The 14,385-nt window shown below is 42.8% G+C and carries 11 protein-coding genes; 10 read left to right on the top strand and 1 reads right to left on the bottom strand.

The features are described 5' to 3' along the window. The first annotated feature begins 535 nt into the window (after positions 1–535). The 10 genes from HWQ40_RS21165 to HWQ40_RS21120 all read left to right on the top strand — a co-directional run bounded on the left by HWQ40_RS21165 (position 536) and on the right by HWQ40_RS21120 (position 11,445). Positions 536–1,459, top strand: a complete 924-nt coding sequence (locus tag HWQ40_RS21165; protein ID WP_292781377.1) for an energy-coupling factor ABC transporter permease — start codon at positions 536–538, stop codon at positions 1,457–1,459. Further along, positions 1,452–2,105 (top strand): energy-coupling factor transporter transmembrane protein EcfT, encoded by a 654-nt coding sequence (locus HWQ40_RS21160; protein WP_292781374.1) that lies wholly within the window; start codon positions 1,452–1,454, stop codon positions 2,103–2,105. Before HWQ40_RS21165 ends, HWQ40_RS21160 begins: the two co-directional genes overlap by 8 nt. 65 nt (positions 2,106–2,170) lie before the next feature. Then, positions 2,171–2,935, top strand: a complete 765-nt coding sequence (locus HWQ40_RS21155) for an ABC transporter ATP-binding protein (RefSeq protein WP_292781371.1) — start codon at positions 2,171–2,173, stop codon at positions 2,933–2,935. Between the two features lie 139 nt (positions 2,936–3,074). Further along, positions 3,075–3,551 (top strand): hypothetical protein, encoded by a 477-nt coding sequence (locus tag HWQ40_RS21150; protein ID WP_292781368.1) that lies wholly within the window; start codon positions 3,075–3,077, stop codon positions 3,549–3,551. A 271-nt stretch (positions 3,552–3,822) separates the two neighbouring features. Then, on the top strand, positions 3,823–5,685 hold the full coding sequence (locus tag HWQ40_RS21145) for an iron uptake porin (RefSeq protein ID WP_292781365.1): 1,863 nt from the start codon (positions 3,823–3,825) through the stop codon (positions 5,683–5,685). Between the two features lie 139 nt (positions 5,686–5,824). Beyond that, entirely contained in the window at positions 5,825–6,973 is a 1,149-nt protein-coding gene (locus tag HWQ40_RS21140; RefSeq protein WP_292781363.1) for a hypothetical protein, read from the top strand. Positions 6,974–7,457: 484 nt separating this feature from the next. After that, complete coding sequence (locus HWQ40_RS21135; RefSeq protein ID WP_292781361.1) at positions 7,458–8,114, top strand: DUF1361 domain-containing protein; 657 nt, start codon at positions 7,458–7,460, stop codon at positions 8,112–8,114. A 229-nt stretch (positions 8,115–8,343) separates the two neighbouring features. Further along, the gene (locus tag HWQ40_RS21130) at positions 8,344–9,516 is read left to right on the top strand and encodes a hypothetical protein (RefSeq protein WP_292781359.1); all 1,173 of its coding nucleotides are present in this window, start codon (positions 8,344–8,346) and stop codon (positions 9,514–9,516) included. A gap of 142 nt (positions 9,517–9,658) precedes the next feature. After that, positions 9,659–10,759, top strand: a complete 1,101-nt coding sequence (locus HWQ40_RS21125) for an AAA family ATPase (RefSeq protein ID WP_292781356.1) — start codon at positions 9,659–9,661, stop codon at positions 10,757–10,759. Next, on the top strand, positions 10,759–11,445 hold the full coding sequence (locus tag HWQ40_RS21120) for a DUF4276 family protein (protein ID WP_292781353.1): 687 nt from the start codon (positions 10,759–10,761) through the stop codon (positions 11,443–11,445). The genes HWQ40_RS21125 and HWQ40_RS21120 overlap by 1 nt, the downstream gene beginning before the upstream one ends. Here HWQ40_RS21120 and HWQ40_RS21115 read toward each other — a convergent pair whose 3' ends face one another. Further along, the gene (locus HWQ40_RS21115; protein ID WP_292781350.1) at positions 11,446–13,797 is read right to left on the bottom strand and encodes a putative PEP-binding protein; all 2,352 of its coding nucleotides are present in this window, start codon (positions 13,795–13,797) and stop codon (positions 11,446–11,448) included. Positions 13,798–14,385 lie beyond the last annotated feature (588 nt).

The raw sequence follows: 14,385 nt of genomic DNA, 5'->3' as shown, positions 1-14,385 counted from the left end.
CAGCAAGGTAAAAATAAAGTGCAAATGCTGATTCCATAAGCTTGTTACACCCATAAAAACTTATTTGTTGATGCAATAAATATTAAATTAATTAAACACTACAAAACAAAAAAAATCAAAATAATTTTTTGAGAAATAGTTATAGCTATTTCTTAAATGTAAGAGCGGCTATAAATTCCTGTTGGATTTTTGAAAAAGCGAGCTACTCCATAAGGTAAGAGGTAGTTAAGGTTTCGTTATTACCTGTTTTTAGGAGTAATTTGATGAACAAAATGAGACTAGATATGTACAGTCCCGTTTTGCCAGATTTGTCAACGTTTAGCAATATAAAAAATAAGCTTAACAAAAATTAATATGTTATTAAATAAGTATACGATTTAGTAGGCACTGTATTGTAAATATGTCAAAAGTAACACTATGAAATCCCCCAATAGGGCATTGCAAAAAAGAGAAAAATTTTGTTTGTTATTAAAATGATGGCGTAGTTTTATTGCTTGTTTTGAGTAAATGAACCTCTAAGAATACAGGGTAGATCATGCATATTCCTGATGGATTTGTTTCTATTCCGGTAGCAGGAGCTACTGGTTTAGCGAGTGCGGCAGCGCTGTTTGTTGCCTTCGGGCGATCGCAAGAGGCTTTTGGCATTCGTCGTGCCCCGATATTGGGACTAACGACCGCCTTTATTTTTGCTGCCCAGATGATCAATTTTCCAGTAGCAGGAGGTACTAGTGGTCACTTGTTAGGGGGAACCTTAGCTGCGATCGTTTTGGGCAGTCCTTGGGCAGGAACATTGTGTCTGGCCACAGTTTTAATTATTCAAGCCGTGCTATTTGCTGATGGTGGCATTACAGCCTTGGGAGCAAATATTTTTAACATGGCAGTAGTTGGGGTTTGGGTTGGCTGGGTTTTAACCGAAACCTTGCAACGGCTGTTTGGGGGGTCTAAAGGGCGCTTACCCTTGGCTGCTGGGATCGCAGCTGGTGTGAGTGTAGTAGTAGCTGCTGTGGTTTGTGCCATTGAATTAGCTCTCTCAGGAACTGCACCGGTAGCGATAGTTTTACCAGCTATGACTGGTGTGCATATTTTGATTGGCATTGGTGAAGGAATGATTACCGGGGGTGTGCTGACTTATCTGGCCAGAGCCAGACCAGATTTGTTACCAGGCGAACAGCAGGAGTTTCGCGGCTGGTCAGTGCCCATTGTCACCATTTTCTTGATCGCGGGAGTACTGTCACTCTTTGCCTCAGCATGGCCCGATGGTTTGGAGAAAGTTGCCGAAAATACAGGCTTCCTCGACTTAGCCCAGAAAGTACGGATAATTGTGCCGACTCCCTTAGCTGACTATGGAATTGAGGGTTTGGGGCCAATTGGTACTAGTATTGCTGGACTAGTGGGAGCTGCGGTTTGCTTTGCTGTTGCCTTTGGAATTGCCAAGGTAGTGAAACCGAAGAATGCTTAAACTTTCCTTACCGCTACGCTTACAACTGTCTCTAGTGATTGTGGTGGGAGCAGCTTTATTAAAGCATCATGCCTGGTATGGACTAGGTGTATATGGCGCGATCGCACTTTTATGGGCTTGCTTCTTGCGCGTACCAATTCGCCAATTAGGAGGATTACTCGGCACAGAATTGATTTTTTTGTCATTGCTAGCATTGCCCTTGGGATGGGAACGAGCCAGTTTTTTGCTAGTTCGTTCGCTAGTTTGTTTGGTGACGATGAATAGTTTTTTGTTAACCTTACCGCCCCACAGTTTCGGCATTGCCCTTAAAACCTTACCTGTACCAGCACCTTTAAAGGAAAACTTGTTATTAGCTGGGCAATATATGGAAATTTTGCTCTCAGAAGTAACACGAATGCGGCGCAGCGCCCAACTACGTGGTCTGAATGGAACTACGGGATGGTTGCGCTATGCCAGTGCTGCCATGATTGGAGCTTTGTATCTCCGTAGTCTAGATCGGGCAGAGCGAGTCTATGCGGCAATGGTAGCTCGTGGTTACAACGGACAATTACCCATAGATTCTACCCTCAGACCAAAAGAACGTTTTGCCCTATTACTAGCTTGGGCGATCGCTGCTAGCGTAACCCTAACTTCTTACAAAATTTAACCCACTCCCGACTACAGAGACGATTAATCGCGTCTCTACTCCTTTACATATTGAGTTTGTAAATTTTGAAATCATTAACTTCTAATCCCCAATTATCAACCCATAACCCCCACGCAGCTGTAGTCGAGGTTGAGAACCTGGTGTATGCATATTCCCACCAGGAGCCAGTATTACAGGAAATATCTTTTACCTTGAACAAAGGCGATCGCGTCGCATTGATGGGAGCAACAGGTTCTGGAAAAAGTACCTTGTTGGAGAACCTAATCGGCTTAAAACAACCGCAAACAGGGAAAATTACCATTAATGGCATCCCCGTAGAACTGCAAACTTTACCCCAAGTACGTCGTCAAATTGGCTTTAGCTTCCAAGATGCCAACGACCAACTATTTATGCCGACCATCTTGGAAGATATTACCTTTGGGCCACGTAACTATGGGATGTCACCAGCAGAGGCTAGCGATCGCGCGCGACAGTTATTAGCTGATTTTGGTCTAGAAGCTTACGCCAATCGTTCCGCCCACGAACTTTCTGGTGGACAAAGACGCCTAGCCGCCCTAGCCTCGATTTTAGCCCTAGAACCAACAATTCTAATTTTGGATGAGCCAACTAACGGTCTCGATCCAGCATGGCGGCGTCATTTGGCGCAAGTATTATTAAAGTTACCTGTGCAGGTGATCTTAATTGCCTCCCATGATCTAAATTGGTTAGGCAGAGTCACTCAACGCGCTTTGGTACTGTCTGGTGGTCGTATTCAAATAGACAGCGATATTCAACCACTGTTACAAGATGGTGCTACTTTAGACCAGTTGGGTTTGCCGATAGATTGGTGAGTTGGGCATGGGGCATGGGGCATAGGGAAGCAGGGGAAGCAGGGGAAGAAAAACTATTGACCAATGCCCAATCCTTAATGCCTTCTTTATTAGTAATATTGGATACTATATTGTGGGTTTGATTGCTGTTGGGGTGTTAATGTCTGTTTTACATAAATATACTGTTCTTGCTCCTGTTAGCCTAAGCATTGCTTTGTTCGTTACTGGTTGCACCGACAATAAAGTTTCTCAGTGCCAACGACTGATTCGAGTTGTGAATGCTGGAACTTCTCTAATTGATAAAAATAAAGGAACGCAAGTCATAACTAGCATACAGCTATCTAAAGATTTAGACTTTGTGACTAAATCTATTGCAGAACTGAAGCTAAAAGATCCGAAACTGAAAGAATTTCAAAGCGGTTTTGTGAAGATTTTTCAAAATCTTAGTCAAGCGATCGCTAAGGCAGGTAGGGCGCTTGGTGCAACCAAGACAGCACAAGCCTCAGAATCTGGGAGAGAAAAAATCCAAAAGGCTAGAGCCGAAATTGATTCAGCACTGACAACAGCTACAACTCTTGGCAAACAGTCAGATACATTAGTGAATCAGATGAATAAGTATTGTAGCGAGCCAGAATAATCTATCTGGGGCATTGGGCATTGGGCATTCGGAATGGAGAAGAGACAAAGGAGACAAGGTAGAAGGGGGAGACAAAGGAGAGATTTTCAATAATTCCTCCTTGTCCCCCTTGTCTCCCCTACTCCCCTGCTCCTCTGCCCGTCTGCTTTCCCTTGACACTCTGAGCTAGGGTAACTTTTATCACTTTTTTTTCAAAAAAATTCCTGATATACACCAACTTTATCTGTCAAAAGAAGTATTGGTGCAAGTCAAATGAAATACCAGGAGTGATATGAGTCTACTGATGGCGAGTGTGCTGGCAACAGTGCCAATATCTGCACTCAATTTACCAGAACAGTCCGTAATTCTGTCAGACAATCCGTTGCAGCAGTCAACACAGGATAATTTATCTCAAGTTGTCTCACCTGCTGAAATTACACCACCTGAATTCGTGCAACCAGATATAACCACCTCGTCAGCTATAAAAAATAAGTACGAAAATATACTTAGGAAAAGTAAAGAAAAAATTCAATTCATCAGTTACCCTAAGTTACCTAAATTAAAAGATACTCAACCTGTAACAGAAGTTGTACAGAACCAGGAAAGTACAGAAGAATTTTCCCAATCTCCCCATCCCCCAGACTCAGACAACCAAATGTCTCAAGTCACCTCAGTATCGCAACTCCAAGACGTGCAACCCTCCGATTGGGCTTTTGGTGCTTTGCAGTCTTTAGTAGAACGCTATGGCTGCATTGCTGGATACGCTGATGGGACTTATCTGGGGAATCATAGCATCAGCCGTTATGAATTTGCGGCTGGCTTAAATGCTTGTTTGGAGAAGATTAACGATGCGATCGCTAACAATAAAATTAATACTGTTAATAATGAAGATTTAATCTTGCTGCAAAGGTTACAGGGCGAGTTCAAAGCAGAGTTGCAGCAATTACAGCAGCGTGTTGAGGCTGTGGAAACCCGGACTAATGAATTAAAAGGTAATCAGTTTTCCACAACAACCAGATTATTTGGTCAAGCCATTTTTAGCGTACAGGGAACCAATAGCCCTGATGTCGATTTGTTTCCTAGAGATGGAGTACCTGAACGTCAGGGAAAAACCAATCTGACTTTCACAAGTAGCGCCCAACTAACTTTAGCAACTTCATTTACAGGGCGAGATTTGCTGCTAACAGGGCTATCTGCGGGTAATTTGGGTTCTACTGCATCCTTGTTATCTACTAATATGGGGCGGTTGGGTTTTGAGTTAAATACAGACAACAATCTAGTTGTTAGTGACTTATCTTATCGATTTCTCGCCTCGGATAACTTGGGAATTGTCGTAGGTACGGCGGGAGTCAATCCAATCAACACCTTTCGCGGTATTAGCCCTTTAGAAGGTTCTAGCGATGGCGCAATTTCTCTATTTGGTCAGCGGAACCCGATTTTAAGTATTGGTAACGGCAATGGTGGTATAGGCTTTGACTGGCAGATTAGCGATCGCATCAGTTTGCAAGGCGTTTATAGTGCAGAAATACCCAGTTTTCCTGGCGACATCAACCAGGGCGGACTATTTGGTGGTAGATATACTGCTGGCGCTCAGTTAAGTTTAGCACCCACAAACAACATTGATGTCGGCATACATTATCTCTATTCCCACTCCCCAGATGGCTTACTGGGAGGTGGTATTGGCGATTCTCAACTGATTTCACCTTTTGCAGATCCTACAGCTTTCAATACCCAAGCCATTGGCGCTACTGTTGCTTGGCGAATTAACCCTAACTTGCAATTGGGCGGTTGGGGTGGCTTTACTTCCTCCAAACCATCTAACCTTTCTGGAAGTGTAGAAACTACTAACTGGATGGTGTTCGCGGCTTTTCCTAATTTGTTTCGTCCTGGTAATTTAGGGGGTGTTCTTGTCGGACAACCACCCAAAATTACTTCCAGTACTTTACCCGACGGCTTCAATTTTCCCAACTTTTCTGATGGGGGGACAGCAGGTGGACGTAGTGACACATCAATTCACGTAGAAGTTTTTTACCGCGCCCAACTGAGCGACAATATCGCCTTGACTCCAGGCTTATTCGTTATTTTCAATCCCGATCACAATGCTGCTAACGATGCATTAATCGTTGGGACATTAAGAGCAAGTTTCCGGTTTTAAATTTGTACTGATGTAGATGTAATAAAATACGCTATTTTTATACTGTTTAATTCAGTATTAGATGCTTTCATTGCCTAGTGGGAGCAAGGAAAAACCATGCGTGTTTTTTTTGATACGTGATTAAAGGAGCAAATTTTTCATGAAATTAAATTCATCAGTTCAGTTGGGTTGTGTTCTTGTTAGCAGCAGCACTTTAGCCGCAGTCATCATCGGTTTAACTGGAACAAGCGCTTTCGCTCAAATCACAATTCAAAGCACTGGCACATTATCAGGGACTATCCAACTCCCCAGAAATAATCCCAATTTCAATCAAAGCATTACTCGCGTTGATACAGACGACACGGGAAATTACTCGCGGAACTTAGGTACTAAGAACAATCCTAATTACGTTCCTATATACAAGTCAGACTATGTGCAGGTAAAAACACGTGCTGATGGTAGTTTGCATTATTTTGTTGACTTTAAAGGCATTCCGATTGTCTCCTTTAATGGCGTTCTCACTTCGCCGATTCTCTCTGGCGGTGAGTTGACACCCTATAAATACCAGGGACAATTGGCAGGAACCACATTTCAAGGAGTAGTTCAGGATGAATTTAATCTCACCAAAGCCTTGTACACTGGTACTGTCATCGATCCAAACACTGGAAACCAGTATCAGGGTACTTTTGAAGTGAGTGGATATGGAGTCCGATATAGCGATCGCAATGGTGGTGCAACCCCCACAGTCTTTGATTTCAAATCCGATCTCCCAGGTTCGCCAAAGGTGACATCTTTGGAAATGACTAACTCACCCCTGGCAAGAATACAAATCAAAGTACCTGCAACTGCAACTCTCATAACTCCTGCACCCGTAGTTGGTGGTGGTAGCACACCCACTCCTGCACCCGCAGCTGGTGGTGATAGCACACCCACCCCTACACCCGTAGTTAGTGGTGGTAGTGGTGGTAGCACATCCACTCTTGCAACGATAGTTGACGGCGGTGACACATTCACTGTTACGCCAATAGTTGATGGTGGTGGTGGTAACACATTCACTGTCACACCAATAGTTGATGGTGGCGCCTCCTCGACACCTACAACCTACACATCTGGGTCTAATTCTCCATTAATTTCTACTAGACCTAATATGGAATTGAGTAACGGTAATTCTCTAAAGGTAAATCAAGTAGTTGTCAACCCTGCAACCCTTGCTCAAGCTGCTTGTTCACAGGATTCTGCCAAGAGTTGTACAATACCCACTTCACCCAAACAAGCGATCGGCCCTCGTAGTCGAGTGCTACTGCGTTAGTTAGGGACTTTCAAATAAAAAATATCCAACAACTTCTGGGCGGGCGAGACACCCGCCCGACAAGCAAAGGCTAACTTGACAAAAATTTTGAATGCTTCTGGAACTCTAGCAGGGCAAAATGAAATCAATATAATAGTTAGCACAGGGGCATACATTGCAATTAAAAAAGTCCACCATCAGTTATTCGCGGCGTTTTTGTTGCTCAGACTACCTTTCGGTGGTATGTTTTACCCTGATGATTTTCTGGCTATACTAGTGGCTTAAGCCGATTGATTGATAAATTTCATCCTCCAGCATAAAATACACAAAAACTCTAAATTTTGGACATATATCAGTATGCATTTACTTCTAACTGACATAAAAATCTTGTCTGATGTTAGAGTAAATTAATTTTCTTGGAGGCTACAAAAACTCGATCGCTAAGGTTAACACTAACACTACAGAGTGAATCTACATCAATCAAACATCTTCCGAGTAAGCACCTATGAAAGAAGAATTGATAGCCAGAGTCGTGCAGGTCTTGCGAATTAATATGAGTTGGATGACTTGGAATTTGTTTCTGGCTTTTATACCTTTGGCTTTGAGTATCTGGCTATTTCGCATGAGGCGCGGTGGCACTTGGCTTTGGTGGCTAGGATTCTTAGTTTTCTATGCTTTCTTACCAAATGCACCGTATTTGTTGACCGATGTAATTCACTTGATAGATGATATCCGCACCATTCAATCGGTATGGATGATTACTTTGGTACTTATTCCTGTGTATTTGCTAGTAATTCTCGGTGGATTTGAAGCTTATGTAATATCGTTAATTAATTGGGGTCACTACTTACATCGCATCGGCAAGAGCCAATGGATTTGGCGCGTTGAGACGATTACACATTTTCTCTGTGCTGTTGGTGTTTATTGGGGGCGTTTTTTGCGTTTCAACAGTTGGGATTTTATTACTCAACCCGATGCCGTTCTTACCAAGGGGGTAGAAGAAATTCTGGGAAAACAGCCCCTGGTGATTATTGTTATCACCTTTGTGGTACTTGCAGGTTTGTACTGGATTATGAAACGAGTAACTTTAGGTCTTAGCCAATCAAATAGCAGAATAGGGATAAACTCAGGACGTGCAAACTCTAATACGCCAAACATTTGATCAATGTGGCGATTTTGGCTTTTAAATTTAGGGTTTTAATTAGTAATTCCCTTGATGAATATTGCCTATCAAAAGAAAGATGCAACTAAACTCTCCTTGAGGTGAAATAAACTCAGGAACAAACGGTTGAACTTCAACCGCCATCACCTGAGAATAAGGTTTTATCAGATCGTTGAATATCGATGGTCTGGCCTGATGTATCTGGTCACGTTGATAGGGGGGATATAATATGCAATTAATCTCTAGAGAGGAAATCAAGACATTAATAGAACAGCCAAAAGGAAATTGTGTTTCCATTTATATGCCAACGCACCCAGCCGGGCCAGAAGTGCGACAAGACCCAATTCGCTTTAAAAATTTGGTCAAGGAAGCGGAGACTCGTTTAATTGATGCGGGTTTGGAACAGAAGGATGCGATCGCATTGTTAGAAAAATCCCATGAACTTGATACCCAAGAGTTTTGGGAGCATAAGGGAGAGCCAGGGCTGGCAATTTTTATTTCTGATAATATTTTTCGATATTATACGCTGCCAATTGATTTTCAAGAGTTGGTCGTGGTTACAGACCGATTTCACATCAAGCCACTGCTGCCAATTTTAAATGGCAATGGTCGCTTCTATATACTGGCTTTGAGCCAACAAGATGTCAGGTTCTTTGAAGGAACACGCTACAGCATCAATCAAGTGGAAGTAGAAAATCTCCCTAAAAGTCTAGATGAAGCTTTGCAAAGAGACGAGACTGCTAAAGAAGGTCAGTTTCGGCTAGCAACATCTAAAGGGGGAACAGCTAATGCTTTTTCACAGCCAGGTACGTTTCACGGACAGGGAAGCCCTGACAAGGACAAACATCAAGAAGACATTATACAATTCTTTCACATTGTTGATGGCGCATTACACGAGAAACTGCGAGAGCAAAAAGCGCCTTTGGTGCTGGCTGGGGTAGAGTATCTCTTGCCTTTGTATAGACAGGCAAATACTTACCAGCATTTAATGGATGAAGCTATCACTGGTAATCCAGAAATTCTCAGTGCCCAAGAGTTACATAACCAAGCTTGGCCGATTGTCGAGGCTGATTTTCAAAAGTCACAGCAGGATGTTTTAGAACAATTTCACGAATTATTTAGTGGTGATACTGGTAAAGCATCTAACAAGCTCCAAGAAGTTGTCTCAGCCGCTTATTACCAACGCGTGGATTCATTACTAGTTGCAGTTGGTCAGCAACAGTGGGGTTTATTCGATCCAACCTCAGAAACGGTTTATTTGCACCCAGAAAAAGAAGCTGGTGATGAGGATTTGTTGGATTTTGTTGCTGCTCATACTTTATTAAATGGTGGCACGGTTTACGCTATTCCCTTTGAACAAATTCCATATAGCACAGCCGTTGCGGCGATTTATCGATATTGAGTATTTTCGCGGTGTTGTATAAAGTTGAATGTGCTATATACAACACCAAGATGATTATTATTCCCTCCTTGCATAATAACAAGGTAAAATGACCAAGATTCTACTTAATATACTTTGATTTATAAATTCAGGAGACCGACTTTTGAACAGGCTGCAACGATTAACCCTTAACGGATTCAAGTCTATTAAGGCGATGGATATTGAGTTGCGCCCCTTAAATATTTTGATTGGAGCAAATGGAGCAGGCAAAAGCAATCTCATCTCGTTCTTCAAGATGCTTAATGAGATGATGGCTGGACGCTTCCAACAATATATCGGTATGTCAGGGCGTGCTCAGTCCCTCTTGCATTTTGGACCCAAAATAACTCCTCAGATAGAAGCAAAATTGGAGTTTGAAGTCGAAAACGGGGTGGATACCTATCATCTGCGGTTATTCTATGCCGCTGGTGATACTCTGTTCTTTGCTGAAGAGACATTGAGCTTTCTGCAAACGGGTAGGACATCCCCAAGAATTGACCACTTGGGTGCAGGGCATCAGGAAACAAAAATTAGTGAAGCAGCAGACGAAGGTAAACAAACAGCCAAGGCTCTCAAGTACTTGCTTGATCGTTGTCGTGTATATCACTTTCACGATACATCTTCTACGGCGGGAGTGCGGCAATCCTGTTACATTGGCGATAACCGATGGCTCATGCCTGATGCCGGAAATTTAGCTGCATTACTTCTGAAATTCCGCGAAGACAATATTTCAGCTTATCAACGTATCATCGGAACAATCCGTTTGATTGCACCATTTTTCGATGACTTTGTTCTTGAGCCAGATGCATCTAATCGTGTCATTCTGAACTGGCAAGAAAAGGAGTCAGATAGGGTATTTGGACCCCATCAATTTTCAGATGGCACTTTACGCGCTATATGTCTTGTAACACTGCTCTTACAGCCAGAAGATAAACTACCAGAACTCATCGTTGTTGATGAGCCAGAACTAGGTCTTCACCCCTATGCTCTAAATGTTATGGCTGCCTTGTTTAGCAAAGCTTCGCTCCATACGCAAATTCTCATCAGCACCCAATCAAGCTCCTTCTTGGATAATTTTGATCCTGAAGATGTGATTGCGGTAAACCGAGAGGGTAAGGAGTCGCAATTTAAGCGGCTCAATCCCACAGAATTAGAAGCTTGGCTCGACGAGTACAGTCTGGGAGAAGTCTGGGAGAAAAATATCATTGGGGGAGGACCGCATTAATGATGCGCCTCTACCTATTTGCTGAAGGACAAACCGAGCAGACATTCGCCGATAACCTCCTAAAACTATATCTTGCTCAACATAGTGTTTTTATGGACAAGATTATACTGATTGCCCATGCCAGAAAAAAAGGTCATGTGCATCGCGGTGGCGGTCGAAAGTACGAGCCTATGAAAGATGACATCCTGCGCTTTCTCAAGCAGGAGAAAGGCTCTAAGGTGTTCTTTACTACTATGATTGATTTGTATGCTATTGCTCCTGATTTTCCGGGATTGGCTGAAGCTGAGAGTCTGCGGCAAAATCCTGTACAACGGGTCGAATTTCTAGAGCAACGCTTTGCAGAGGATATCAGTGATCCCCGATTTATCCCGTACATTCAGTTACATGAATACGAGGCATACCTTTTTGCTGATCCAACGTGCTTTGAATATCTTGATGCTCATTGTACAAAGGAGATTGAGGCTCTTAACGCGATCGCTAATCAATATGAGACACCTGAGTTGATCAACGACGGACAGCAGACAGCTCCCAGTAAACGCATCATCGCTAAGTTTCCTGATTATGGAAAAGCGAAGTCTGCTTTTGGACCACAGTTAGCTGAACTAATTGGACTAGAAGTAATTCGGAGCAGGTGTCCCCACTTCAACACATGGCTGTCACGCCTAGAATCATTGAATCACTCCTAACTAATGCAGTTTTTGTCGTGCTGCTGCTAAAATTAGACGTTGTTCGGCACGAGCGATCGCTTGATATGTTCGCTCGACTGCTTCCGGTTCAACAGAAATGGAAGTAATACCCCATTCCACTAACTTATCAATAATTTCTGGATAGAGGGCTGGTGCTTGACCGCAGATTGAACAAGGTATACCGGCACTTTCAGCCATCTGGATCAGTTGAGCGAGCGCACTCATAACTGCTGGATGACGTTCATTAAATACTTTTGCTAGCTGTCCTTGTTCTCGATCCACTCCTAGCAACAATTGGGTTAGGTCATTTGTACCAATAGAAATTCCCGCCACACCTGCTTTAACATATTCTGGTAATAAAAACAGTACACTTGGTACTTCTGCCATCATCCACAATTGAAACTGCGCCACTTCGGTTAAAAAAGCTTGCTCAACTTTGCGACGGCAAAAGACAAATTCTTCTACAGTTCGCACAAAGGGTAATATGAGATTGACATTGCTGTAGCCAGCTTCCTGTACACTCGCCAAAGCTTTCAGTTCCAACTCAAATACTGCGGGATTTCGTAAATAGCTAAAGGTGCCGCGTTCACCTAACATCGATTGTGGCGAAGATTCTAAACTATCACGCAATGATGGTAAGTCTTGCGATCGCCAATCTAAAGAACGATAAAAAACTGGTCTTGGTGCAAAGGCACGGGCAAACTGCATAATCTGCTCAGACCATAGCTCTAACAATTCTGCCTGACGCCCGCTTAAAATCCAACTATTGGGATGTTGCCCGTTCAATATATTTAGTATCATCAATTCGGAACGCAACAATCCCACTCCATCCACAGGCAGGTTTTGCACTTGTTCTATTAAAGTGGACTGACTCAAGTTAACCAGCAATTGGGTAGCAATCATAGGTAGATGAGACGTAACAGCAGGATGAGGCGCTTTCGGCTTGGGGTGATGGGAGGAAAGAAGTTTTTCTTCTCTCCCTCTCTCCATCTCCTTCTTTGAGTCTCCTTTGATGCGATAAACTTCTCCTCTGTCGCCATCAAGCAGCAGTCGTTCACCAGTTTGGATTAAAGTTGTGGCAGATGTTGCATTTACTACTGCTGTGATACCTAATTCTCTAGCTAGAATTGCCGCGTGACTGGTTAATCCCCCTTGTTCTGTGATAATACCACCAACTTGTTGCAATAATGGCAACCAATCAGGTGTAATCGTTGGTACTACTAAAATTACTCCCTTCGGTAGTTGCTCGGGTTTCTGTTGCGGATTGGTAATTACTAGCGCAGTGGCTGCAACACGTCCCCCTGCTGCCCCTAGTCCCCGAATGAAGTGTGAGTGGGGAATTATAGATTGCGAAGGACTAACTTGTGTGATGTAGAGCTTTCCAGATGTAGTTTGCCCGGCGATAGTCCATTTAATGGTAAAGGTTTTACCTAGTTCACTTACCAGTTGAGTTCCCAGAGCAATTATTTGTTGTAAGTATTCTTCTTGTAAAGAGTACTGTTTTTGTTGGACTTCTGGAAGTATATAGGTAATCAGACAGGTGTGATCTGGTGTTAACGCTGAGTTCGGCAAGGGTTGCGAAAAAACTTTAGGCGCTGCATCATCAACACTATAAGCCAGCATTTTATTGCCCAGTTGTTGCTCAAGCACAACCCTAGTTTCTGGTTGAATGTAGTAAACATCTGGCTGGACTTCGCCAAGAGCGATCGCAATTCCTAATCCCAAAGTAGCTTCAATTTCCCACCCAGAGGGATTGGTTGTGAGCGAGCCACTGGCGATCGCATTTTCAACAGGTTGCACCAAAACTGCGAGATTAATTTGTTGCAGATTTATTCCTAAGTGCTGCCAATATAATAGACTCCGGGCCCGAAATATTTGACTCCAGGTACGCTTTAGAGCCAGTGCGATCGCTTCCGGTTCGCACTCGCAAAATACCGACTCCAGTAAACCCGATATATTGTTGTTTATACCTGGAGTAGGAGTTGATACTGCCAAGGAAGGTCGAAGAATCAAACAGCTAGTTTGCCATTCTCTAGAGGCTTGGAAAATTGTACTTACCCACTCTTGGGTTACAGTCGCAGTCAGAATTTCTTGGCGCAAGCGACTAGCCACCTGCTGAAGTTGACGCCAATTAGTGACATCCAGGTGTAGCGAAGAATAGGGTAAGTCAGCTACTAATGATTCTGAACTATTGAGATTTTCGAGAAATTGTCGCAAAATTTCTGCCGAAACTACAAAACCAGGCATCACCGGATAGCCACGCTGGATAATTTTGCTCAAGTAAAAGGCTTTGTCACCTACTTTGGCACGGTCTTGTAGTTTAATTTGATCTAGCCAGTAGAGTTTATTCACTCAATTTGTTAGTTGTCTATTTGTAGCTACAGCCATTTCTTTTTGGTATGTTATCAGGTTAATCCACTGACTTCTGAATAAAAAGTACTCAGGACTTATACCATTTCTTTGTGAGGCTGTGCCAAACTCTTTTAACTTCTTTCTTTGTGTCCAACTCTTACGAGACGCTACGCAAATGCGTCCTTCTCCCAAGGGGAGACGCTAACGCGAATGCGGTTCGTTTTTTTTTATACTTATGGTTTAGCGCATCTTCATACAGAATTGGTATTACAGCAGTTTTCTTTTGCATAAATTACAAAGTTACGGGTTTTGAAGCAGGATAGAGGAGGTAGAAACTCCTGACAGCAGAATTCAGGAGTCAGAAGTAAAACAGGCTTTATACCTGGCTTTGAGACGCATCGTTGTGTACTTCAGGAACTTGAAATACGCTGTATAGCTGATTTGCTCGACTTATACATGGCCGTATCATATTTAATTGTTGAGTATATGTGTTAAATCTAACAATTTAAGATATAATTTTGTCGCTCAGTCATTTTAAATAGCCAAAAAACTATTTAATAAACTTAAAATTCATGTAGTTTGCCCAAA

Origin of the sequence: Nostoc sp. NMS9, from assembly GCF_017114995.1 — a bacterium.
GTDB lineage: Bacteria > Cyanobacteriota > Cyanobacteriia > Cyanobacteriales > Nostocaceae > Nostoc.
The sequence above is the reverse complement of the archived record's forward strand: the minus strand, read 5'-3'. Positions and strand labels throughout refer to the sequence as shown.

Excerpts from the sequence above, each read along its gene's own strand:
- HWQ40_RS21165 (WP_292781377.1), top strand. The coding sequence starts at position 536 with ATGCATATTCCTGATGGATTTGTTTCTATTCCGGTAGCAGGAGCTACT.
- HWQ40_RS21160 (WP_292781374.1), top strand. The coding sequence starts at position 1,452 with ATGCTTAAACTTTCCTTACCGCTACGCTTACAACTGTCTCTAGTGATT.
- HWQ40_RS21150 (WP_292781368.1), top strand. The coding sequence starts at position 3,075 with ATGTCTGTTTTACATAAATATACTGTTCTTGCTCCTGTTAGCCTAAGC.
- HWQ40_RS21145 (WP_292781365.1), top strand. The coding sequence starts at position 3,823 with ATGAGTCTACTGATGGCGAGTGTGCTGGCAACAGTGCCAATATCTGCA.
- HWQ40_RS21140 (WP_292781363.1), top strand. The coding sequence starts at position 5,825 with ATGAAATTAAATTCATCAGTTCAGTTGGGTTGTGTTCTTGTTAGCAGC.
- HWQ40_RS21135 (WP_292781361.1), top strand. The coding sequence starts at position 7,458 with ATGAAAGAAGAATTGATAGCCAGAGTCGTGCAGGTCTTGCGAATTAAT.
- HWQ40_RS21130 (WP_292781359.1), top strand. The coding sequence starts at position 8,344 with ATGCAATTAATCTCTAGAGAGGAAATCAAGACATTAATAGAACAGCCA.
- HWQ40_RS21120 (WP_292781353.1), top strand. The coding sequence starts at position 10,759 with ATGATGCGCCTCTACCTATTTGCTGAAGGACAAACCGAGCAGACATTC.